Genomic DNA, 21,127 nt, shown 5'->3' with positions numbered 1-21,127 from the left:
CAAGGCCATGGCATCGACACCTCGCAGCACCCAGGCCCGGGCAAGGGCCGAAACGGGTTCCACGGCCGTGGAACTGGCCCTCGTGCTGCCGGTGCTCCTCATGATGCTTTTCGGCATCATCGAGATCGCCAACATCCTGCGCATCCAGATCACCCTGGACAGCGCCGTGACCGCCATCGCCCGGGACGCGGCCACGCACCAGACCACGAAGGACTCGGCCGAGCAGTACATGGACCAGGAGGGCCTGCTCCCCGCCGTCACCCAGACCGGCAGCCAGGGCGCGGTCCCGCCCGTCCTGACCTTGAGCCCGGCCACGACCACCACCTGCAAGGTGACGCCCTGCACCCCTTTCGAGGTCAGGCTCAGCTACACCTACAAGGCGGTCACTCCCATGATGCAGCCGTTTTTCGACAACCTGGTCCTTACGGCCTCGGCCAAAAGGGCCTCCGAGCCCTGGTGAACACGCAACCCGGCCTAACGATCCAGCCCGGCCCAGGCCGGTCCGGCCGGATCGCGGCGAAGGAACCCGTCATGAAGAAAATCCGCCTGGCCCCCGTCTGTCTCGTCCTGCTCCTTTGGGCCGGAACGGCCGGAGCCGCCACGACCAAGGACAACCTCGTCAAATTCTACCAATCCTACCTCGCCCTGGTCAGCGCCGGCGACTACGTCGCCACCTCCCGGGACCAGCCCGACGTCTGGGACGCCAAGTTCGACGCCGCGGCCCGGGACGCGGGCTTCGAGAACGCGGCCGACGCCCTGGCCGCCAGCGAAACCATGGCCAGCGACAGCGACATCGCCGCCCTGCGCCAGACCGTGACGGACAAGATCCTCCTGCAATACCGGCCCTATCGAGAGTAGCTCCCGGCCGGACAGGAGGGGCGCCAGGACGCCCGAACGGGTGTGGGGACAAGGCGGGTGCGCCGCCCGTTTCACGCGACAAGGTCCCTGGGCATGGCGGACGCCGTCCGCCATGCCCAGGGACCTTGGTGCGTCCGGGACGCGACACTAGAAGAAGTTTCGGAAGATCTCGGCCAGGCCGGCCAGCCGGCCCGTGGCCAGGGCCAGGCCGAAGGCGGCGACCACGAGGAAGAAGATGACGCGGAGGGCCAGGCGCCGGGCCAGGAAGGTGCCAAAGAGGCTTCCCGCCTGGGTCCTGGCCGAGGGGATGATGTTTTCCGAACGCAACAGCGAATAGAGGCCGGCCACGGCCATGACGCACACGGCCAAGGCCAGCAGGTTTTCCGGCCTGTGGAAGAAATCCGACAGCCCCGAGGCCGCCTTCCCGGCCGAGGCCGCCCCGCCCGAAAAGGAATCCAGGGCCTCGCGCACGCCAGACTGGGTCTCCCTGACGGAGCGCATCACCTCGCCGGCAGCGGCCATGCCCTTCCCCTCCCCGGCGCGTCCGCGCCGTGCGCTGCGTTCGCCCGGCACGCCGCGGCCGACCGGCTGCGGCGTTTCCACCGGCTCAATGGGCTATCCCCCCGAACATCTTCATGAGGCTTATGACGGCCGGCCCCAGGATCACGATCAGAAGCGTCGGAAAGATAAAGAAAATGAGCGGGAAAAGAAGCTTGACCGGCAGCTTGGCCGCCAGCTCCTCGGCCAGCTGGAACCGTTTGGTCCGCATGGAGTCGGCGTAGACGCGAAGGGTCTGGGCGATGGAGGTGCCGAACATGTCGGTCTGGATCAGCATGGCCACAAGGCTCCCCATGTCCTCGAGGCCGATGCGGGACGACAGGTTTTTAAGGGCCTCGCGCCGGGACTTGCCGGCCCGCAGCTCCAGCGTCAGCAGCCGCAGCTCGGAACTTAAAACCGGCTCCTTGGAGGCCATTTCGACGCAGACCCGGTAGATGGCGGCGTCAAGCCCCATGCCGGCCTCCACGCAGACGACGAGCAGGTCCAGGGCATCGGGCAGACCGCGCTGGATGGCCTTTTGCCGCTTTTTCACCCGGGCGTCGAGGAGAAGGCCCGGCAGGTAGAAGCCGCCGGCCACGCAGGCCAGGGCCACGAACATCTTGTACTGGCCGGGTAGCCGGCCGGACAGGGCCAAAAGCGCGCCGACCACCAGCCCGACCAGCCCGGCCCCGGCCTTGATGCCCCAGTAGATCTCCACCGCCCCGGGCTGGCGAAAGCCCGCGTGGACAAGGTTTGCCCGCGTCTTGGAAAGCTCTTTGGCCTCCTTGGGCTTGACGGCCTCGCCGAACCGGGTGGCCAGCCCCTGGCCCAGCCCGATCAGCCAGCCGACCAGACCCGGCCGGCCAAGGGCCTCCCCGCCCGGCCCGCCGGCGGGATGGAGCACGGCCATGGCCCGGACGGCGAATTCCCGCCGGCGGCGGCGCTCCTCCCGCATGGCGCCGACCGCGTAGGCGAAAAGCCCGACGCTGGCCGCGACGCAAAGCGTTATGGCGAACAGGAGCATGGCCGGTCCTCCTCGTGTTGGAACCCTTGAAAAACACGCCGGTATTTACTCAAGAAAAAATACTTATCGACTTATGCATTACAACGTATCCACTTTTTCTCTGGACGCCACACTAGACATCGATCCGGACCATCTTGCGGATGACCAGGACGCCGAGGGTCATGAGCCCGGCCACCAGATAGAGGAAGAACCGGCCAAGGGCTTCGGTGAAAAGCAGGTTCAGGTAGCCGGGGTTTAACATCTGCACGGCCCCGCACACGAAAAACGGCAGCAGGCACAAAACCCAGGCCGCCATGCGGCCCTCGGCCGAGAGCACCCGGATGCGGCCCTTGAGCTTTATGCGCTCGCGGATGAGCCAGGCGATGTTCTCCACGATCTCGGCCAGGTTGCCGCCGGTCTCGTTCTGGATCTTGACCGAGATGACGAAGAAGTTGAGGTCCGGGCAGTCCACCCGCTCCATCAGGTTGTCGAGGGCGACGGTCACGCCCATGCCGAAGTTGACCTCTTCCATGGTCTTTTGGAACTCGCCCCGGATGGGCTCGGCAAATTCGCTGACCACCATGCCCATGCCGCTCGAAAAGGTGTGCCCGGCCTTCAAGGCCCGACCCACCAGCTCCAGGGCCTCGGGCAACTGGGTTTCAAAAGCGGCCATGCGCTTGGCCTTTCGCATGGCGATCCACTTGAACGGCAGGACCCCGAGCGCGAATCCGATGGCCACCCGGGCCAGGAAATTGCCGAGGTAGAGGGAGGCGGCCACGTAGCCCGTGACGCCGAAGACCAGGGACAGGAGCACGAAAAGGCCGAGAGGCGCCTCGATGTCGGCCTGGTCGAGCATCCGGTCCATGCGCCGGCTCCAGGCCTGGCGCGACAGGAACACGTCGAGCCAGCGCAGGCCGCTCATCTCGTGCTTTTTGACGATGTCGCCGGCGAAATCCGCGCCAAGGCCCTTGCCCTGGGCCAACTGTTCGAGACGCCGGGCCATTTCCTTGCCGCTGGTGTCGGTCAGCCGCCGGATGACCAGGACCACGGCCACGAAGAGGTAGACCAGGGACAGCAGCAAGGCCAGGGACAGGATGTTCGGCAGTCCGTCGGACATGGCGTTCCCCTTACGGTGCGGCGGACTGGCGCAGTTGCATGGTCGTTGCCTCCGTCCGGCTTCAGCTCTCGACCACGTTGCGCGGATCGAAGATGCCGTCTGGCACGCGGATGCCCTTGGCCTCGAACCTGGCCGCGAACTTCGGCCGGATGCCCCGGGCCATGAACACGCCCTTGACCTTGCCGTCGGCCGCCATCCCCCGTTGCTCGAAGGCGAAAATCTCCTGCATGGTGATGACCTCGCCTTCCATGCCGGTCAGCTCCTGGAAGCTGACGAGCTTCCTGCTGCCGTCGGAAAAGCGCGAGATCTGGATGATGACGTCCACGGCCGAGGCGATGTAGCGCTTGAGGGACAGGGGCGAAATGGCGAGCCCGGCCATGGCGACGAGCGTTTCCAGACGCATGAGGGCGTCGCGGGGAGTGTTGGCGTGGAGCGTGGCCAGGGATCCGTCGTGGCCGGTGTTCATGGCCTGGAGCATGTCGAGGGCCTCGGCGCCGCGCACCTCGCCGACGATGATCCGGTCCGGGCGCATGCGCAGGCAGTTTCTGACCAGGTCGCGCTGGGTGACCTCGCCCCGGCCCTCGATGTTGGGCGGCCGGGATTCGAGCCTGACCACGTGGTCCTGCTTGAGCTGGAGTTCGGCCGCGTCCTCCACGGTCACGATGCGCTCGTCGTGGGGAATGAACCCCGAGAGGCAGTTGAGCATGGTGGTCTTGCCCGTGCCCGTGCCGCCGGAAATAAGAATATTGAGCCGGGCCAGGACAATGCCCTGGAGCACGTCGGCAATGTCCCGGGTCATGGCCCGAAAATGGATCAGGTCCTCGATGGTCAGCTTGTCCTTGGCGAATTTCCGGATGGACAGGGCGGGCCCGTCAATGGCCAGGGGCGGGATGATGGCGTTGACGCGCGAGCCGTCCGGGAGCCTGGCGTCGACCATGGGCGAGGACTCGTCCACCCGCCGGCCGACCTTGGACACGATGCGGTCGATGATCTTTTTTAAGTGCTCGTTGTCCTTGAAGCGCGACTCGGTCAAGACCAGCTTGCCCGACCGTTCCACGTAGATCTGCCGGAAGGAGTTGACCAGGATGTCATTTATGGTCTGGTCCTTCAAGAACGGCTCCAGCGGTCCAAGCCCGAGCATCTCGTCCTTGACTTCGCTGATGAGCCGCTCCCGCTCCACCTGGTTGAGCGGGGTCTGGCTGAACTCGTCGCGCAAAAGCCGCTCCACGAGCTTCCCGATCTCGGCCCCCAGCGACGCGCCGTCCATGGTGTCCAGGAGCGAAAGGTCGATCAGGTCGATCAGCCGGTCGTGGATGCGGGTCTTGATCTCGTAATACTCGTCCAGGGCCACGCCCGGATCCTTGCGCTCCTTCTCGACGGGAGCCCCGGGGCGTTGCATCTGGCGCATCAAAGGCGGCCGGCCGCGTTCCATAGGAAGGTCGCTCCTTTTATGCCTCCGGCGGCCAGGAGAGGCGCCACCTCTCCTGGACCTCTCCGCCGGGGGGCATCATGCCCCCCGGACCCCCCGAAAGGGGAGCGCGGCTGTCTGTCCTACAGGCAATCTGATTCTTGCAGCCCTGAAACTACAATACCCCAACCACCATCACAACACCCCCCTTCCCTTCTTCCGTCCAGGGGGTCCGGGGGGGATGATCCCCCCCGGCCGCCGGAGGCATCTTCATATCTTCTCACCCCTTGCGGCCGGAAAGGAGCTTCAGGCCAAAGAGGCCTTTTTTTCGCTCCGGGTCTGGGGCCGGGGCCAGGGCCCGGGCCAGGTCGCTTATGGACCGGGTGACCGGGGCCTTGGGCGCGGTTTCAAGGAGCGTCTTGCCCTGGTTGATGGCCGACAGCGTGGTCTTGTAGTCGTTTGGCACCCGCCAGAAGACCGGCAGGGCCAGGGCCTTTTCCATGTCTTCCACCACCAGGTCGCTTTCGTCGAGGTGGCGGTTGACCACGATCTTGAGTTTCTCGTCGAGCCCGGCCTCGGCGTGGCGGATGTTGTCGAGAAAGCGCCGGACGTTGGCCAGACAGGCCAGGTTCTGGACGCCGACGAGCACGATGGCGTCGGAGATGTCCATGACTTTGAGCGTGATCTCGTCCAGGTACATGCCGAGGTCGATGACCACCGTGTCGAAGACCTGGCGCATGAGGTCAAGAAGCCTGGAGATGTTTTCGGGGGTGGCCATCTGCAGGTCGTCGAGGCGGCTTGGCGGGGCGAGGAGGTAAAGCCCCGAGGCGTGGCGCGACATGACGCTCATGAGATAGGTGGCGTCGAGCCGGCTGATGTTTCCGAGGACCTCGCCCCAGTGGTACTTGGGCGCGATGTCCAAAAAGAGCTGGGCCTCGCCGAAGGGCAGGTTCATGTCCATGAGGGCGACGGTGGCCCCGGGCTTGTGGGTCAGGCAGGCGGCGGCCAGGTTGACGGCCAGCGTGGTGGTGCCGACCCCGCCCTTGGCCCCGAAGACGTTCACGATGCGGCCCTGCTTGCTGCCGCGCGGCCCAAGCCGGCTTTCCCGGCGGGCTTTTAAGCGCCAAAGGGCCATGCGCACTTCCTCGTGGCTGACCGGCTGGGGGAAAAATTCGCGCACGCCCTGACGCATGAGCCGCATGAGGATCTCGGTGTCGTAGGCCCCGGCGGTCAGAAAGACCTCCCGGTCCCCGCGCCGGGCCACGATCTCGGCCACGGCCTCGAGTTCCTCCTCGCCGCCCGCCGCGTCGAGTTCGCGCACGAGCAGGTCCGCGAACTCCTCGCCGTCGCCAAGAACCTCGAAGTCCCCGTCCTCGGACAGGCACTCCTCGAACACCAGCCGCGCCGGCGACGCCTCCATATCCAGGAACACCGTCAACTTGTCCCGCATGCCCCCTCCTCCCGCGCGGCCGCTACTTGCTGGTGAATTGGAGGATCGAGCCGCCTGGATTCTCTTCCTTGGGCGGCTCGGCCTTTTCGTACCGGTCATAGGCCAGGGCGGCCTTCTCCCCGGGCATGCCGACCACCGGACTGCCGTCACCGGCGCAGGGATCGAGCTTCTGGTTCTCGAAAACGGCGTGAAACGACCGGCCGTAGTCCCAACTGGTGTCCTTCTCGGCCTGGCAGCCGGCCAGGAGCCCGGCCAGGGCCAGGGCGGGGAGCCAGCAAACGCGCTTCATGGAAGCCTCCTGTCCGGCCGGCGGGCGGCCGGCGGCGGTGCGGGCGTTGTCCCGGGACCTCATTCCTCGCTCCGGCCGCGAACGGTCGCCACCTGGGGCACGGCGTGGCCGAAGTCGCCGTCGAGGGCCGCGCCGCTGACGGCCAGGGGCCCGGCGGCCGGGGTCGCCTGCCCGCCGTCCCGGCGGATGCCGAGGAAAAACTCCAGGTCGTCGGGTTCGTGGGCCGAATCCGTGGGCAGGGAAACGGCCTTCTTGTCCAGCGGCTTGGCCAGGTGGGCCGTGATGAGGATGACGAGCTCGGTCTGGTCCTTCTGGAACTGCGAGCTTTTAAACAGGTTGCCGAGGATCGGGATGTCGCCGACCACGGGGTACTTGTCGAAGGTGCTGCGGGCCTCTTCCTTGAGCATGCCGGCCACGGCGAAGGTCTGGCCGTTTTTGAGCTCGACGGTGGTGGAGGTGCGCCGGGTGTTGATGGCCGGGATGGTCGAACCCTGGAGCTGGATGGCGTGGGCGTAGTCGAGGTCCGACACTTCGGGGTGGACCTGCAGGTTGATGCGGTCGCCGCCGACGATGGTCGGGGTGAATTTGAGGCCCACGCCGAAATCCTTCCACTCGATGCTGGTGGTGCCAAGGCCCGAGGGCACGGGCACCGGGATCTGGCCGCCGGCCAGAAAGTCGGCGGTCTGGCCGTTTAAGCAGACCAGGTTGGGCTCGGCCAGGATCTTGACCAGCCCGTTTTCCTTGAGCACGTCGAGGACGGCCGTCATGGCGGTGTTGCCGGCGCCGCCCCAGTTGGTGTTCCAGCGGGCCACGGCCGTGCCCTGGTTCATGGTGGCCGTGGCCCGGTTGCTCGGCTGGTTGAACTCCCGGTAGGAAAGCTGGATGGGGGAGGAGTCGAAGGACGTGTTGCCGTCGGCGCCCTTGGCCGTCATGGTGATGTACTGGTAGACGTTCTGGGTGGCGTCCATGTTGAACATGCTGCCGGCCACGGACGTCAGGCCGCCGATCAGCGTGTAGGCGAAGTTGCCGTCGCCGATGGCGTTCAGGTTGATGCCCATGCGGTTGAGCACGCTCTTGGACATCTCGGCCACCCGCACTTCGAGCATGACCTGCTGCACGCCGCCGACGGCCATGAGGTTGACCACCTTCTTGGGGGCATAGACCTCGGCCAGGGTCAGGGCCTTTTTCATGTTCTCGGCGTCGCGGACCGTGCCGGCCAGGGCGATGGCGTCCTGGCTGGCCCGGACCTCGATGCCGGGTTCGCCGGGCAGCACGTCGTGGAGCATTTTCTTGAGCCGGGTGATGTCCGGGGCCACGTCCAGGTCGTAGACCGCGCGGATCTTGTCGCCCTTGTCCCACAGGGTCAGGTTGGTCACGCCCGGGGCCCGGCCGGTGACGTAGACCTGGCGCGGCGAAAGCAGCACGAAGTCCGCGATCTCGGGCTGGGCCACCGAGACCCGGGACACGTCCGCGTCGCTTTGCAGGATCACGGACTTGCCGATGGTCAGGCTGAGTTTCGGCGTCGACCGCACGGCCACGGGCGCGACGACCGCCGGCGCGGCGTAGCCCGTCGAGGCCAGGCCGGCCACCAGCACCCAGGCCAGAAGGCGCGTTCCCAGGCCGAAGGATTTACGGGTTCGCATGTTTTTTCTCCTCGGCCGGCATGACGCCCAGGCTGTCGAGCTTGATCCGCTCGCGCTCGGTGCCCCGGATGATCTCCACGCTGTAGCCGGCATCGGCCGGCGCGGGTTCGCTTTCGGCCACGGCCGGGGGCAGGGTCGGGGCCAGGGCGTAGGCGTCGAGGCTTCTGGCCACGTCCGCGCCGGCGGTGGCCACCACGTCGTCGTCCCCGGGCTTTCGAAGGGCCAGGTGCATGTTGCCGAGGTCCGAGGCCAGGGCCAGCCGCTCGGCCTCCTCGGGCGTGACCATGAGCGTGAAGAAATCCGTGTTGGCCAGCTCCTCGCGGCCGTCCTGGCCGACCCGCACCTCCCGCTCGGTGCCGGTGGTCAGGACCGGAATGTTTTCCAGGATGACCTTGGTGACTTTCTCGTCGGCCTTGCCGGGCTGGTTGTAGGTCGACAGGACGTCCACCCGGCAGCCCGGGGTGATGAGCCCGCCGGACCCCATGACCTTGGTGCCCTTGACGGTGAGGGCCCGCTTGCCGGGCTCCACCGAGGCGTCGAGGCCGCCGCCGGCCGCGCCCTTGGGCAGGAGCTTGTCCGGGGTGATGGGATCGTCCTGGGAGATCTCCCGGGCCGTCACCCGGCCGACGACCTCCGAGGCGTCCCGCATGGCCCCGAGGGGCGCGGCCTCGGGGTCGTAGGGCTTCAGGCGCACCATGGTGGTGTCCAGGCGCGCGCCCTTGGCCAGGGGCCGGGCGGCCACCAGGACCTCGATCTTTTTCGTCTCGGCCGCGGGCTTGCCCGGCTCGCCGGTGCCGCGCACCGACCCCAGCCACCGGATGGTCAGCACCCCGGCCACCAGCGCCAGGATCACGGCCAGGATCATATGGGGTATCGCCTTGGACTTCATCGGCCTCTCCGCCTCGGCCCGTCTCGCGGCCCACGTTCATTTGACTTTGTTAAACGCTGTTCCATCTTATGTTCCGGCCGACGCTGCCAGCGCTCCCCCGGGGCGGCCCCGGGCGCGCCGCCCCGGCCGGCCGGCGGGAATCCTCCTGCGCGCCGCCTGGAAAGACACCTGGGCAGGCGTTACCAAGCAAAAAGCCTGCCATAAAATAACACACCGCCCGGCGCCTCCGGCCGCCCCGCCCGGCGACCGGCCTTCCCGGCCGGGGGATTGCCGGGGCAGGGGCATGAGGATAGCTTTGGCGGACACTGCCACGCTCCAAGGAGCATTATCATGCTGATCCAGGTCAAGGCCTCGGCCGGCTCGGGCAAGACCCATGCCCTGACCGAACGTTTCATCGCGTTGGCCCTTGGCACCAAGGGCAACCTGCCGCGCATCTGCGCCGACAGCCTGGAGGCCGGCTACGCCCTGCCCGAGATCATGGCCGTGACCTTCACCAACAAGGCCGCGGCCGAGATGCGCGAGCGGGTCTTTCACCGCTTGAAAACCATGGCCCTTGGCCTTGGCGGCACGGACCCGGCCTCAAGGGCCAAGGCCCGCGACGAACTGGAAGAACTGCTCATCCACGCCGAGCGCCTGAACATCCGCACCATCGACAGCCTCCTCTTCCTCCTGGCCCGGGCCTTCGCCCTGGAACTCGGCCTGCGTCCGGACTTCGAGCCGGCCTTCGACGACTCGGCCATCCTCGCCGACCTCTACGATCGGCTGGCCGCCAGCCTGCCCGAGGACCCGGCCCTGTCCCGCCTCTTCGGCGAGGCCCAGGCCGCCCTGCTCCAGGGCGTGACCGGCTTTCTGCCCATGGACCGGTTCCGGGAGCGGCTCATGGCCGTGGCCGGGCGCCTCCTGGTCGAACCGCTCGGCCATGCGGCCGACGCCGACGCCCTGCGCCTGGGGCTCGAACGGCGCCTTGGCGGCCTTTCCAACGCCGCCGGAGCCATGCTCGCCGCCCTGGACGCGGCCGGGGCCAAGGCCCACGCCAATTTCCTCGCCTTTTTGCGCAAGTGCCGCGACGCGGACCAGACAGACGCCCCGCCCCGCTCGGCCTTTGCCGACAAGGCCTGCCTGGCCGACTGTCTGCTGAAGGGCTGCCGGGACATGGCCGGAGAGGACCTGGAACGGCTCTACGACAGCCTGCGCGAGGCCCACGCCGTCTGCGGCCGGGAGCTGCCGGTCCTGCGGGCGGCCATGGGCCTGGCCCCGTTCGGAGCCCTGGCCGCCCGCATCGGCGAGGATTTTCCGGCCTACCTGACCCAGATGCGCGTCCTGCCCCATTCCCAGTGGCCGCGGCTGGTGGCCGGCCGGCTGTCCGGCGATTTCGGCGTGCCGGACGCCTGGTGCCGGCTCGGGGCCGGACTGGCCCACATCCTGATCGACGAGTTCCAGGACACCTCGCGCACCCAGTGGGACGTGCTGCGCCTGCTTTCCGTCGAGTGTCTGGCCCGGGGCGGCAGCCTCTATCTGGTCGGGGACGTCAAGCAGGCCATCTACGGCTGGCGGGGCGGCGACGCGGCCCTTTTCGACGCCGCCCCGGCCGATGCCGAGTTGTCCCGCATCGCCGAGGTCATCCGCCAGACCCTGCCCGTCAACTGGCGAAGCGCGCCCGAGGTGGTCGCCGCCAACAACCGCTTTTTCGCCCCCCTGGCCGATCCGGCCAAGGCCCGGGAGGTGGCCGCCGCCCTCCTTGGCCCCCAGCTCCAGGCGGCCGTGCCCGAGCTTGCCGGCATGCTGTCCCGGGCCTTTGCCGACGCGTCCCAGTCCCTGCCCCCGGACCGGTCCGGCCCGGCCGGGCACGTGCGCGTGACGGCCCTGCCGGCCGCCTCGTCGGGCGAATACGACGCCGCCGCCCGGGAGGCCCTGGTCCGGCTCCTGCGGACCGAGCTCTTGCCCCGCCACGGCCCGGCCGGGGTGGCCGTCCTCACCCGGTCCAATCCGCAGGCCGCCCGGGTGGCCACCTGGCTGATCGAGGCCGGCATGCCGGTTGTGACCGAAAACAGCCTCCGGCTGGCCGACCATCCGCTCATCCGCCAGTTGGCCGCCATGCTGGCCTTTTTGGACTACCCGCCGGACAGCCTGTCCTTTTGGGCCTTTGTCTCCGGGCAGGAGCTTTTCGGCGACCTCTCGGGCATTTCCCGCACCGAGCTTGCCGAGTGGCTGTGCCGCCTGCCCCGGCGGGGCTCCCTGTCCCTGGCCTTCCGGGACCGCTGGCCCGAGGCCTGGACCCGGTTCATCCGGCCCTACCTGCGCCAGACCGGGCTGGCCGCGCCCTATGACCTTTTGCGCGAGATCGTGACCGGCTACGGCCTGCTCACGCGCCGGCCCGGGGACGAGGCCTTCCTGCGCCGGTTTCTCGAAATCGCCCATCTGGCCGAGAGCCGGGGCCGGACGTCCATTTCCGCCTTTCTCGATTTCTGGCGGGAGCTCGGGGACGACGAGAAGGTGCCCCAGCCCGAAAACGTCGAGGCCGTGCGCGTCCTGACCATGCACAAGGCCAAGGGCCTGCAGTTTCCGGCCGTGGTCGTGCCCTTCCACCACTTCTCCGGCCGCACCGGCGAAGCGCCGCTGGTGACCGCCACCCTGGAGGAAGGCGAGGTCCTGGCCCCGGACCTGCCGGGACTCGGGCCCGACCACGCCCGCCGCCGGGCCCATGAGCTGGCCGAGCAGGTCCACCTCCTCTACGTGGCCTGGACCCGGCCCGAGGTGGAGCTCCACGCCTTCGTGCCCGGCCACGGCAAGCTCCGGGAGGACGCCCGCTATCCCCTGCCCAAGGCCCTGGCCCTCCTTTTCGCCGCTTTCGGCCAGGACCCGGCCGACGGCGAGCCCATCCGCCTCGGCGACCTGCCGGACCTGCCCCCGCCGCCGCCCCGGGCCTGCGCCGCCCCGCTTCCGCCCCCGGCCGGCGGGGCCGAGGCCGTCAGCCCGCCCATGGCCTGGCTGCCGCGCCTCAAGGTCTACCGCAACGTGGCCCGGGACATCCGCGACTCCCTGCGCTTTTCCGAAAAGCGGCGCGGCGAGCTGGCCCACCTGGCGGCCGAGGGCTTCGCCCGGGCCGGGTTCGACCCGGCCGCCCCGGAACCGGACGCCCGCCGGGCCGTGCTGACGGCCCTTGGCGGCGAGCGCCTGGACGCCGGCCTGCGGTCCAGTCTCACCCGGGAATTCACGGACATGCTCGTGTGGCTGGCCGGGCTGCCCCAGTGCCGGGAGGCCCTGGCCGCCGGCTTTTGCGAGCGCGAGCTTCTGACCGACGACGGCGAGCGCCTGCGGCCGGACCTCCTGTTCTGCGGCCCGGCCGAAACCGTGGTCATCGACTTCAAGACCGGCCACGCCCAGCCGGAACACGTCGCCCAGGTGGCCCGCTACCTCGACCTGGCCCGTCGCCTGCCCGGCCGGGCCGCCCTGCCGGCGGCCGGCCACCTCGTCTACCTCGACCGACGGGAGTGCCGTCCCGTGGAGGCCCGTTCATGAAACCCGTGGGCGTCATTCCCTGGACCGAAGAGTTCTTTGCCGGCGTGGCCGACCGCCTCGTGGCCGAGACCGGCGGCGATTTCCAGGACACCCTGGTCATCTTCCCCCTGCGCCGGGCCGCCCGCCATTTGTGCGACCGGCTGGCCGCCATGCCGGGCCTGCCCAAACCGCTCCTTTTGCCCGAGATAACGGCCGTCGGCGACTGGGCGACGAGCCTTGGCGCGTCGCTCGCCCCGACGCCGCCGGTCATGCTCGACGTCCTCGACCGGGTGTCGCTCCTCCACGACATCGTGCGCGAGATCGCGCCCGAGGCCGAGGCGACCGGGGAATTCCCCCTGGACATGACGCGGTTTTTCCCCTGGGGCCTGGAACTGGCCGAGCTCATGGAGGCGCTTTTCCGCCACAACATCCCGGGCAAGGACCTGGACTACCTGGAAGGGCAGGTCCTGCCGCCGGCCGCGGCCCTGCTCTCGCGCCTGGGGGCCATCCACGCCCGCTACCGAGAACGCCTCCTGGCCGAGGGCCTGGCCACGCCCGGCCTGTGCCTGTCCCTGGCCGCCGGGAAGGCCCAGGTGGCGGTCGAGCGCCTGGCCGGCCGCCGGGTCTTCGCCTGCGGCTTCTCGGTCCTCTCGGGCGCGGAAAAGGCCCTTTTCAAGGCCCTGTGGCGCAGCGGCAGCCTGGAGATGCTCTGGCACGGCGACCCGGCCCTGGCCGATCCCGGCGGCCGGGTCCACTTCGCCTGCCTGGAGCAGAAACGCTGGCTCGGGGACTGGAACGCCCGGGCCGTGGTCCTCCAGGGCGGCCGCCGGCGGCGCAGCCGGCAAAAGGGCGACCCGGACCGGCCGACGTTGATGCTCGACGCCACCACCGCCAACCTGTCCTCCAAACGGCTGCGCTTTTTCGAGGGCCACGACCTCCACGCCCAACTCAAAGCCCTGGAGACCTGTCTGGCCGAGGCCGAGGACCTGGAAGACACGGCCATCGTCCTGCCGGACACGGGCCTGCTGTCCCCGGTGCTCCACATCCTGCCCCGAAAGGACGTGAACATCTCCATGGGCTATCCCCTGGCCCGCTCATCCCTGGCCCGGCTCCTCGAAACCATCCTGGCCCTCCAGGAGACGCGGCTGGCCTCGGGCCGCTACCACTGGCGCACCCTGGTCGCCCTCCTGCGCCACCCCTACCTGAAGATGCTGCGCGTCGGCGAGGAGGAGCCCTTGCGGGCCCTCTTTCACACCCTGGAGGCGGGACTCCGCCAGGGCGGGGCCTTTGCCGATCCCCTGGCCCTGGAAATCGGGGGCGAGGACGGGCCGCCCGATCCGGAGGCCCTGGCCCTGTGCCGCCAGGTCCTTCACACCTGCCTGACGGGCTTTTCGGACGTGGACACGCCCCGGACACTCGGCAACGCCCTGGCCGGGCTGTGCGAGCTGCTCCTCGACCCGGACCATGCCGGCGACGCCTGGGAGCGGTTTCTGATCGACGCCGAATGCCTCTTTCGGCTGGCCACAGGCGTGGTCCCGGCCCTGACCAGCGGCCGGCTGGCCGACGCGGTCCTGCCCCAGGCCACGCTCTTCGCCCTCCTGCGGCGTCTTCTGGCCGACGAGCGCGTGCCTTTCGAGGCCGAGCCGTTGACGGGCCTGCAGGTCATGGGCGTCCTCGAAACCCGGCTCCTCTCCTTCCGCCGGGTCTTCGTCCTCGACGCCGTGGAGGACAAGCTCCCGGGCTCGGCCCCCTACGAGCCGCTGCTGCCGGACACCCTGCGCCGCCTTTTGGCCCTGCCCGATTCCCGGGAGCGCGACCTGGTCGCGGCCTACAACATCTATCGCCTCTTTTTCGGGGCCGAGGAAATAACCGTCTTCTACCGGACCGGGGCCCCCGGGGCCGGGCTCTTCGAGGACAGCAAGCCCGTGCGCAGCCGGTACGTGGAGCAGCTTCTGTGGGAGGAGGAAAAACGCCTCGGCCGGGTGCTGACCCCGGGCGAGCCGCCGGTGTCGCTCATCACCCTGCCCCTTTGCCCCATCCCCCCGGCCGACGCCTCCCTGCCCCGGTCCCCGGCCGTGGCCGAACGGCTCGACAGCTACCTCTCCACCAAAAAGCTCTCGGCCACCTTTTTCGACACCTACCTCGCCTGTCCGCTCCGGTTTTTCTACCGCTACCTCTCGCCGCTGGCCCCCCTGGCCGAGGTGGCCGAGGAAGGCGACCGGGCGGCCGTGGGCGAGGTGGTCCACGAAGTGTTGCGGGAGTTTTTCGCGGCCTCCCTCGGCCGGGATATCGACGCGGCCGACATAAACGCCGCCGCCCTGGCCGACCTCTACGAAACCCGGATGCGGCAGAGCCCGGCCTGCCAGGCCCTGCCGCCCGACGGCCAGCTCCTGCTCCTGCGGGCCGGCCGGACCCGGCTCATGCACATGGCCGCCTCCATGCCGCGCACCACCCCCCTGGCGCTGGAAACCGAACTCGGCGCCAGCCTCGAAACCGCCGGCCGGACCTATCTGCTGGCCGGCCGGGCCGACCGTCTCGACCGCCGCGAGGAGGGGCTCGTCATCCTCGACTACAAGACCGGCTCGGTCCCCTCCCTGCCCGTCGCCGTCTGGGGCGACGAAGGGTTCTGGAGCCGCATCGCCCGCTGGCGCGGGCCGGCCGACGATCCGGGCCTGTTCGAGGAAGCGGCCCGGCGCATCGGCAGCGTCCAGCTGCCGCTCTATTGCTGGCTCTACGCCGCGTCCAAAGGCGAGACCCCGGCCGACGCCGCTTTCGTGGAGCTGCGCGACGCGGGCGCGGAAAAGCCGCTCTTCGGCCCGCGCCTGGACCCGGCCGGCCGCGAGGACGCCATCGTGCGCCAGACCCCGGATCTGCTGGCCTTCCTCCTGCGCCACCTGGCCACGGCCCAGGCCTTCCCCCCCCGCCCCGACGACCGCCGCTGTCCCTACTGCGACTTCCGCCCGGCCTGCGGCGCGGTGTGTCGATAGGGAAAGGAGAGGAGAGGGGAAGACGGAAGATGCCTCCGGCGGCCGGGGGGGATCATCCCGGTATGAACCGGGTACATGATTGACAGAACGGACCGGGTACATGGTTGACACTTTTGGGCAGAGGAGGAAGCTCCAATGCCCTGGAAAAAGGTCAATCCGATGGAAGAACGCGCCCGGTTCATTGTGGAGTTGTCGCAGCGACGGGAATCATTTGCAGCCTTGTGCCGCAAGTATGGGATCAGTCGCGAAACGGGTTACAAGTGGCTGCGCCGCTATCAGGCAGGGGAAGGGCTTGGGGAACGAAGCCGCGTTGCCCGGCATTGCCCGCACAAAACACCTGATGCAGTCGTCACGTTATTACTCGCATTGCGACAGGAGAATCCCTACTGGGGTCCCAAAAAGCTCGTCAGGCTTCTGCAAGATGTGCACGGCATAGAGTACCCACCGGCCAAAAGTACAGCCGGCGACATTTTGAAACGGCACGGATTGATCACCGCCACAAAAGCAAAGCGCCGTCAGTCAGGAGGCCGGTTGCGGCGAGAGGATCTCCGGCAGCCCAAACAGGCAAATGATGTTTGGAGTGCGGATTACAAGGGCTGGTTTCGCCTGGAGGACAGGAGCATTTGCCATCCTTTGACAATCAGTGACATCTTTAGCCGCTATGTCTTAGGGTGTTACGTCTTTCCTACGCAGACGCTTGAACGAACAAAAGAGGCGATGCGGCGGGTGTTTATGCGATACGGCCTGCCACGCGCCATCCGCGTGGACAATGGGACTCCGTTTGGTTCGACCGGGATCGCAGGTTTGACCGGCTTAAGCGTCTGGTGGCTCCAGCTGGGTATTGTCGTGGACTTCATCGCGCCTGGAAAGCCCGAGCAAAATGGCTGCCACGAAAGAATGCATCGGACCTTGAAACTGGAAGCCACTATCCCGCCTTCGGCGAATCTGCGGGAGCAACAAGAACGATTGGAGTCCTGGCGGGAGCGATTTAATAGCCATCGTCCCCATGAAGCACTTGATCAGGCCACGCCGGCTTCAATCTACCGGCCTTCGTCCCGGCGGCTGCCTCGAAACGAACCATGCTTTGAGTATCCCTCCTCTTTCGAAAGTCGGACGGTTCGCCGGGATGGGATGTTCAACTGGGAAGGCAGGCAGATTTTTCTCGGCGAGGCATTTGCGAAATGTCGCATCGGCCTGACCAGAAATTATGATGATCGTTGGCTGGTTTATCTTGGAGAGCACCTGCTCGGCGGGTTTTGCCCCAAAGACCCCAAACGGGTGGTTCCGGTTCGATCCCTGATCAGCTAAAAAGTGTCAGGGATGTACCCGGTCCAAACTGTCAACGATGTTCCCGGTTGCACACCCCCCCGGACCCCCTGGAAGGGAAAAACGGGATGGCGGGACGGAAAAGGGAGCGGAACGGGGGAGAGACCGCGGGTGCGGGGCTACTTGTCGAGGAACTTTTCCGCGACGGCCTCGTCGGTCTTGGGCCGCAGCGGCTCGTAGTAGGTGGTCGACTTGGAGGCCTGGGTCACGTTATTGTACTTGACCTTCATCTTGACGTTCTTGTCCGGAAAATCCCAGCGCCGGATCGTCCAGTCGCCTTCGGTCGTCTCCTTGGGCGGGCCGGCCACCTTGGTGGCCATGCTCGTGATGATGCCCAGGTCGTCGTGATCGGTCCGCACGATGCGGTTGTAGAGTTTGCCGGCCACCACCCCGTACACGATGATGGGGGCCGTCTGCTCATGCAGGATGAGCCGACAGGGACCGGTATAGTTGTAATAGGCGATCCCGCCCCGTTCGTCGAACTTCACGAAGTAATCGTGGTCGTTGATGTCCTTGAGCGGGGTCCCGTACGGGGGCCTCGTGCAATCGAAGCCGCCGGCCAGGACGCTTGCCGCCTGGAGCAGAAAAAAAAGGCACAGCCCGAACACGGCGCGACGCGGCATATTCCCCCCTTGGCGGCACGACAACATACGAAAGGACGCTGGCGAATGCGGTTTTTCATACGCAACCCGTTGAAAAACCGCAAGACTCGTTTCGGGGAGAAAACGCGGGATAGGAGACGGCCCAGCCCCCTCCCGGCCGCCGCAGGGGGCTTCCCCCCTCGCTTCCTTTCTCCGCCCCCTGTCGGAAGCCATCCTTACTTGCCGAGGTATTCCTCGGGAGCGGCGTCATCGGCCTGGGGACGCAGCGGCTCGTAATAGGTGGCCGACTTGGTGGCGTGGGTGACGTTGTTGTATTTAAGCTTCATCTTGACGTTTTTCTCCGGAAAATTCCAGCGCATGACCAGCCAGTCGCCTTCCGTCGTGGTCTGGGGCGTACCGGCCAGCTTGGTGGTCACGCTCTTGATGACTTCAAGGTTGTCATTCTCCGTTTTCATGATGCGGCTGTAGAGTTTGCCGTCCACCGCACCGTAGACGATGACCGGGGCCAGCCGCTCGTGGATGCCGAGCTTGCACGGGCCGGTGTAATTGTAATAGGCGACGCCGTCTTTTTCCTGGAACTTGACGAAATAGCCATTGTCGTTGATGTCGGCAATCGGCGTGCCATAGGGCGGTTTGGCGCAGTCGAATCCGCCGGCCAGGGCGCTTGCCGCCAGGGACAGGGAAAGGAAACACAGCAGAAGCATCACGCGACGCAGCATAATTCCTCCTGGGCAACACGGTGCAGTAGAATAGGATACGAAAAGAAGGCACCTGGAACAGATGCCTTCCTATAAGCAATGGGCCAGGAAACGGCAAGCGGCGCGCCAAGACGTGGCCGGGGCCCGAAGCCCCGGCGCGAGGCGCGTCCGGAGAACCGGAGATGCGGCAGGGGTCAGGCCGCCCGGGCTGCGGCCGGATGCCCGCCGGCCAGGGCGGCCAGCATGACGCGCAGGTTTCGGGCCCGGGCCTTTTGCGACGTGAGCGCCAGCCGCACCGTGCCGACCACCACGTGGAGGATGCGCCAGGCCGTGTCGGTCGCGGCCTCGGCCCGGACCGAACCGTCCAGGCGGCCAAGCAGCAGAAGCACCTCGAACTGCTTGGCGATGCGGGCCGCAAGCCGCCCCAGCTCGCGGTCGCTTTGGGTTTCGGCCTGGCCCGCTCCCTTTTCCCCGTGCGGCAGGATGTCGAGATAGCCCGCCGGCCGTTCCTCCAGGAAACGGCGGTAGGCCTCGGCCAGCCGCAGAATCATGGACAGGCCGGATTCGCCCGGGATGACCGGGCAACTCACCTCGATATGGGCGAAAAGCTCCTGCTGGACCTGCCCGAGGACGGCCACGAAAAGCCGGTCCCGGTCCGGGAAGTGCCGGAAGACCGTTTCGGCCGGCACCCCCAGCCGCTTGACCAGGTCGTGGGGCATGACCCCGCCGCGCCCGTCCACGGCAAACCGTTCCACCGCCGCCTCGACCAGCCTGTTCCACAAGACATCCATGTTATCGCTCCATGTACGATGGTCCCTCGCGCTTTTGGCCTTTTCCACCCATATACGGATTAGCGTGTTTCCATAGCGCCGGCAATGCGAAAAAGCCCCAGGCCGAAACTTTCCTGTAGTGGGTAAGAAAGCAACAACAAGAGGAGGTCGCCGTCGGCACACAACAATGGACGGAACTAGGATTTGGATTCGTCGGAACGGGGATGGGCCTGGTCGTAGACCTGCATGAGCCGGGCCAGGTCCAGGTGGGTGTAGCGCTGGGTGGTGGAGAGCCGGGCGTGGCCGAGGAGTTCCTGGACGCTGCGCATGTCCGCCCCGGATTCGAGCAGGTGGGTGGCGAAGCTGTGGCGCAGCATGTGGGGGTGGGCGTGCCGGGCGAGGCCGGCCCCCCGGGCCAGGGCGTCGATGATCCGGGCCGCCTGCCGCCGGTCCAGCCGGCCGCCGCGCGCGCCAAGGAAAAAGGCCGGCTCCCGGGGCGCGGGCGCGAATTCGGCCCGCCGCCGGGCGTATTCGCCAAGGCGCACCCGGGCCGCGTCGCTTAAGGGGGCCAGCCGTTCCTTGCCGCCCTTGCCCATGACCCGGACGATGCCCTGGGACAGGTCCAGGTCGTCCACGTCGAGGGTCATGGCCTCGCTGACCCGAAGGCCGGAACCGTAGAGGAGTTCGGCCAGGGCCAGGTCGCGGCAGGCCTCGCGCGAGCCGTCCGCAGCCGGGCTCTCGGGCCCGGGCGTGACCAGGGCCACGGCTTCGTCGACATTGAGGGCCTTGGGCTGGCGCTTGTCCGTCTTGGGATTTTTGAGCCCGGCCAGGGGATCGCCGGTCACGCGCTTTTTGCGGCGCAGAAAGGTGAAAAGCCCGCGCAGGGCCGACAGCTTGCGGCCCATGGACGACTTGGCCACCCGCCGGCGGTGGAGTTCGGCCAGAAATCCCCGGGCCGCCTCCAGGGTGACGGCCCCGGGCGCGGCCAGGGTCAGGCCCCGGCCGGCGAGCGACTCCTCGAACTGGGCCAGGTCCTCGGCATAGGCGGCCAGGGTGGCCGGGGAATAGCCCTTCTCCACCCGCAGGTGGTCGAGGTAGGCGGCCGCCGGTTCCGGGAGCGGCTTTCGGGCCTCAGCCTTGCCGCTGGTCGAGGACATAGCAGCTCCGGGGGTTTTCCTTGGCCTTTTTTTTCAGCGTCATGGCCGTTTGCGAGGCTTCGCCGTAGTGCTTGAGCCGTCCTTCCCGGTTGAAGATGACGGCGATGGAGATGGCCATGAGCGGGAAGGCGCGGCGGTTGCCTTCGCGGTCCGTGGACTGGATGTAGCCGCGCTCCCGGTCCTCGGCGTCGTAGAAATGGGGGACAATGGCGTCAAAGCTCGCGACCACGCCCTTGCACGCCTCCTCCACCCGGTCCGGAGCCAGGATGAAGACGAAATCGTCGCCCCCGACATGCCCGACAAAGGCCTTGGCCCCGCCGACCGCCCGCACGGTGTTGACGATGATGCGCGCCGTCATCATGAGCACCTCGTCGCCCCGGGAAAAGCCGTACCGGTCGTTGAACGACTTGAAGTAGTCGAGGTCGGCGTAGGCCAGGGCGAAGTCTTCCCGGCGGTCGATAAGCTCCTGGATGCGGCCGATGATCGAGGTGTTGCCCGGGAGTTTCGTCAGCGGGTTGGCGTCAAGCGACCGCGAGGCCCGGGCCAACGTCAGGCTGACCCGGGCCCGCAGCATGGCCGGAGACAGCGGCCGGGTGAGCAGCTCGTCCACCTCGGCCGTGCACCAGTCCACGCCGGCGGCCACGGCCGCCTCGTCCATGACCAGGGCCACCGGCAGCTGGCGGTAGACGTTTTCGCTCTTGACCATGGCCACGAGATCGAGGCCCGGGATGTCCGCCAGCTTCTGGTCCACCACCAGCAGGTCCGGGGGATCGTTAAAGAGGTGTTCGATGGCCCCGCGCCCGGCGGAAAGGCCCGTCACCTCGGCCTCCTCCGGGGGAAAGGCCTCGTCGAAAAGGAGGCGGAGCCCGGGGTCGGGGCTGAGGATCATGATCTT

The 21,127-nt window shown here is 67.6% G+C and carries 18 protein-coding genes; 5 read left to right on the top strand and 13 right to left on the bottom strand.

Annotation, left to right across the window (positions count from 1 at the left end):
* Positions 1-7: 7 nt before the first annotated feature.
* Both DFW101_RS16400 and DFW101_RS16395 read left to right on the top strand, forming a co-directional pair.
* Positions 8-460 carry a TadE/TadG family type IV pilus assembly protein gene (locus tag DFW101_RS16400; RefSeq protein ID WP_009182636.1) on the top strand — a complete coding sequence of 151 codons (453 nt, stop codon included), beginning with the start codon at positions 8-10 and terminating at the stop codon, positions 458-460.
* Between the two features lie 71 nt (positions 461-531).
* Complete coding sequence (locus DFW101_RS16395) at positions 532-858, top strand: hypothetical protein (protein WP_009182635.1); 327 nt, start codon at positions 532-534, stop codon at positions 856-858.
* Between the two features lie 147 nt (positions 859-1,005).
* On the opposite strand, the gene DFW101_RS16390 is transcribed toward DFW101_RS16395, so the two are convergent.
* The 8 genes from DFW101_RS16390 to cpaB all read right to left on the bottom strand — a co-directional run bounded on the left by DFW101_RS16390 (position 1,006) and on the right by cpaB (position 9,194).
* Positions 1,006-1,380, bottom strand: coding sequence for a hypothetical protein (locus tag DFW101_RS16390; RefSeq protein WP_009182634.1), 375 nt, complete (start codon positions 1,378-1,380; stop codon positions 1,006-1,008).
* Between the two features lie 85 nt (positions 1,381-1,465).
* On the bottom strand, positions 1,466-2,419 hold the full coding sequence (locus DFW101_RS16385; protein WP_009182633.1) for a type II secretion system F family protein: 954 nt from the start codon (positions 2,417-2,419) through the stop codon (positions 1,466-1,468).
* Between the two features lie 112 nt (positions 2,420-2,531).
* Positions 2,532-3,515, bottom strand: coding sequence for a type II secretion system F family protein (locus tag DFW101_RS16380; protein ID WP_009182632.1), 984 nt, complete (start codon positions 3,513-3,515; stop codon positions 2,532-2,534).
* Positions 3,516-3,576: 61 nt separating this feature from the next.
* On the bottom strand, positions 3,577-4,947 hold the full coding sequence (locus DFW101_RS16375) for a TadA family conjugal transfer-associated ATPase (protein WP_009182631.1): 1,371 nt from the start codon (positions 4,945-4,947) through the stop codon (positions 3,577-3,579).
* Between the two features lie 256 nt (positions 4,948-5,203).
* Positions 5,204-6,373 (bottom strand): CpaE/TadZ family protein, encoded by a 1,170-nt coding sequence (locus DFW101_RS16370; RefSeq protein ID WP_009182630.1) that lies wholly within the window; start codon positions 6,371-6,373, stop codon positions 5,204-5,206.
* 22 nt (positions 6,374-6,395) lie between these two features.
* Complete coding sequence (locus tag DFW101_RS16365) at positions 6,396-6,662, bottom strand: hypothetical protein (protein ID WP_043643470.1); 267 nt, start codon at positions 6,660-6,662, stop codon at positions 6,396-6,398.
* Positions 6,663-6,721: 59 nt separating this feature from the next.
* Positions 6,722-8,305: a type II and III secretion system protein family protein gene (locus DFW101_RS16360; protein ID WP_009182628.1), complete on the bottom strand. Its 1,584-nt coding sequence runs from the start codon at positions 8,303-8,305 to the stop codon at positions 6,722-6,724.
* Positions 8,292-9,194, bottom strand: a complete 903-nt coding sequence (gene cpaB, locus DFW101_RS16355; RefSeq protein WP_009182627.1) for a Flp pilus assembly protein CpaB — start codon at positions 9,192-9,194, stop codon at positions 8,292-8,294. Before cpaB ends, DFW101_RS16360 begins: the two co-directional genes overlap by 14 nt.
* A 330-nt stretch (positions 9,195-9,524) precedes the next feature.
* Between cpaB and DFW101_RS16350 the strand changes: the two genes are divergently transcribed.
* From DFW101_RS16350 to DFW101_RS19230, 3 genes are all read left to right on the top strand, one after another.
* Positions 9,525-12,713: a UvrD-helicase domain-containing protein gene (locus DFW101_RS16350; RefSeq protein ID WP_009182626.1), complete on the top strand. Its 3,189-nt coding sequence runs from the start codon at positions 9,525-9,527 to the stop codon at positions 12,711-12,713.
* The gene (locus DFW101_RS16345; RefSeq protein WP_009182625.1) at positions 12,710-15,679 is read left to right on the top strand and encodes a PD-(D/E)XK nuclease family protein; all 2,970 of its coding nucleotides are present in this window, start codon (positions 12,710-12,712) and stop codon (positions 15,677-15,679) included. Before DFW101_RS16350 ends, DFW101_RS16345 begins: the two co-directional genes overlap by 4 nt.
* 135 nt (positions 15,680-15,814) lie before the next feature.
* On the top strand, positions 15,815-16,987 hold the full coding sequence (locus DFW101_RS19230) for an integrase core domain-containing protein (RefSeq protein ID WP_009179523.1): 1,173 nt from the start codon (positions 15,815-15,817) through the stop codon (positions 16,985-16,987).
* 137 nt (positions 16,988-17,124) lie between these two features.
* On the opposite strand, the gene DFW101_RS16340 is transcribed toward DFW101_RS19230, so the two are convergent.
* From DFW101_RS16340 to DFW101_RS16320, 5 genes are all read right to left on the bottom strand, one after another.
* Positions 17,125-17,628, bottom strand: coding sequence for a hypothetical protein (locus DFW101_RS16340; protein ID WP_009182624.1), 504 nt, complete (start codon positions 17,626-17,628; stop codon positions 17,125-17,127).
* A gap of 194 nt (positions 17,629-17,822) precedes the next feature.
* Entirely contained in the window at positions 17,823-18,326 is a 504-nt protein-coding gene (locus DFW101_RS16335) for a hypothetical protein (protein ID WP_009182623.1), read from the bottom strand.
* A 173-nt stretch (positions 18,327-18,499) separates the two neighbouring features.
* The gene (locus tag DFW101_RS16330) at positions 18,500-19,096 is read right to left on the bottom strand and encodes a TetR/AcrR family transcriptional regulator (protein WP_009182622.1); all 597 of its coding nucleotides are present in this window, start codon (positions 19,094-19,096) and stop codon (positions 18,500-18,502) included.
* 176 nt (positions 19,097-19,272) lie between these two features.
* Positions 19,273-20,232, bottom strand: coding sequence for a tyrosine recombinase XerC (locus DFW101_RS16325; RefSeq protein ID WP_009182621.1), 960 nt, complete (start codon positions 20,230-20,232; stop codon positions 19,273-19,275).
* The gene (locus tag DFW101_RS16320) at positions 20,207-21,121 is read right to left on the bottom strand and encodes a GGDEF domain-containing response regulator (RefSeq protein WP_009182620.1); all 915 of its coding nucleotides are present in this window, start codon (positions 21,119-21,121) and stop codon (positions 20,207-20,209) included. The genes DFW101_RS16325 and DFW101_RS16320 overlap by 26 nt, the downstream gene beginning before the upstream one ends.
* Between the last annotated feature and the right edge of the window lie 6 nt (positions 21,122-21,127).

The sequence above is a fragment of the Solidesulfovibrio carbinoliphilus subsp. oakridgensis genome (assembly GCF_000177215.2).
GTDB lineage: Bacteria > Desulfobacterota > Desulfovibrionia > Desulfovibrionales > Desulfovibrionaceae > Solidesulfovibrio > Solidesulfovibrio carbinoliphilus.
The sequence above is the reverse complement of the archived record's forward strand: the minus strand, read 5'-3'. Positions and strand labels throughout refer to the sequence as shown.

Bases quoted from the DNA above. Each gene is read 5' to 3' on its own strand.
- DFW101_RS16400 (WP_009182636.1), top strand. From the start codon at position 8: ATGGCATCGACACCTCGCAGCACCCAGGCCCGGGCAAGGGCCGAAACG.
- DFW101_RS16395 (WP_009182635.1), top strand. From the start codon at position 532: ATGAAGAAAATCCGCCTGGCCCCCGTCTGTCTCGTCCTGCTCCTTTGG.
- DFW101_RS16390 (WP_009182634.1), bottom strand. From the start codon at position 1,380: ATGGCCGCTGCCGGCGAGGTGATGCGCTCCGTCAGGGAGACCCAGTCT.
- DFW101_RS16385 (WP_009182633.1), bottom strand. From the start codon at position 2,419: ATGCTCCTGTTCGCCATAACGCTTTGCGTCGCGGCCAGCGTCGGGCTT.
- DFW101_RS16380 (WP_009182632.1), bottom strand. From the start codon at position 3,515: ATGTCCGACGGACTGCCGAACATCCTGTCCCTGGCCTTGCTGCTGTCC.
- DFW101_RS16375 (WP_009182631.1), bottom strand. From the start codon at position 4,947: ATGGAACGCGGCCGGCCGCCTTTGATGCGCCAGATGCAACGCCCCGGG.
- DFW101_RS16370 (WP_009182630.1), bottom strand. From the start codon at position 6,373: ATGCGGGACAAGTTGACGGTGTTCCTGGATATGGAGGCGTCGCCGGCG.
- DFW101_RS16365 (WP_043643470.1), bottom strand. From the start codon at position 6,662: ATGAAGCGCGTTTGCTGGCTCCCCGCCCTGGCCCTGGCCGGGCTCCTG.
- DFW101_RS16360 (WP_009182628.1), bottom strand. From the start codon at position 8,305: ATGCGAACCCGTAAATCCTTCGGCCTGGGAACGCGCCTTCTGGCCTGG.
- cpaB (WP_009182627.1), bottom strand. From the start codon at position 9,194: ATGAAGTCCAAGGCGATACCCCATATGATCCTGGCCGTGATCCTGGCG.
- DFW101_RS16350 (WP_009182626.1), top strand. From the start codon at position 9,525: ATGCTGATCCAGGTCAAGGCCTCGGCCGGCTCGGGCAAGACCCATGCC.
- DFW101_RS16345 (WP_009182625.1), top strand. From the start codon at position 12,710: ATGAAACCCGTGGGCGTCATTCCCTGGACCGAAGAGTTCTTTGCCGGC.
- DFW101_RS19230 (WP_009179523.1), top strand. From the start codon at position 15,815: ATGCCCTGGAAAAAGGTCAATCCGATGGAAGAACGCGCCCGGTTCATT.
- DFW101_RS16340 (WP_009182624.1), bottom strand. From the start codon at position 17,628: ATGCCGCGTCGCGCCGTGTTCGGGCTGTGCCTTTTTTTTCTGCTCCAG.
- DFW101_RS16335 (WP_009182623.1), bottom strand. From the start codon at position 18,326: ATGCTGCGTCGCGTGATGCTTCTGCTGTGTTTCCTTTCCCTGTCCCTG.
- DFW101_RS16330 (WP_009182622.1), bottom strand. From the start codon at position 19,096: ATGGATGTCTTGTGGAACAGGCTGGTCGAGGCGGCGGTGGAACGGTTT.
- DFW101_RS16325 (WP_009182621.1), bottom strand. From the start codon at position 20,232: ATGTCCTCGACCAGCGGCAAGGCTGAGGCCCGAAAGCCGCTCCCGGAA.
- DFW101_RS16320 (WP_009182620.1), bottom strand. From the start codon at position 21,121: ATGATCCTCAGCCCCGACCCCGGGCTCCGCCTCCTTTTCGACGAGGCC.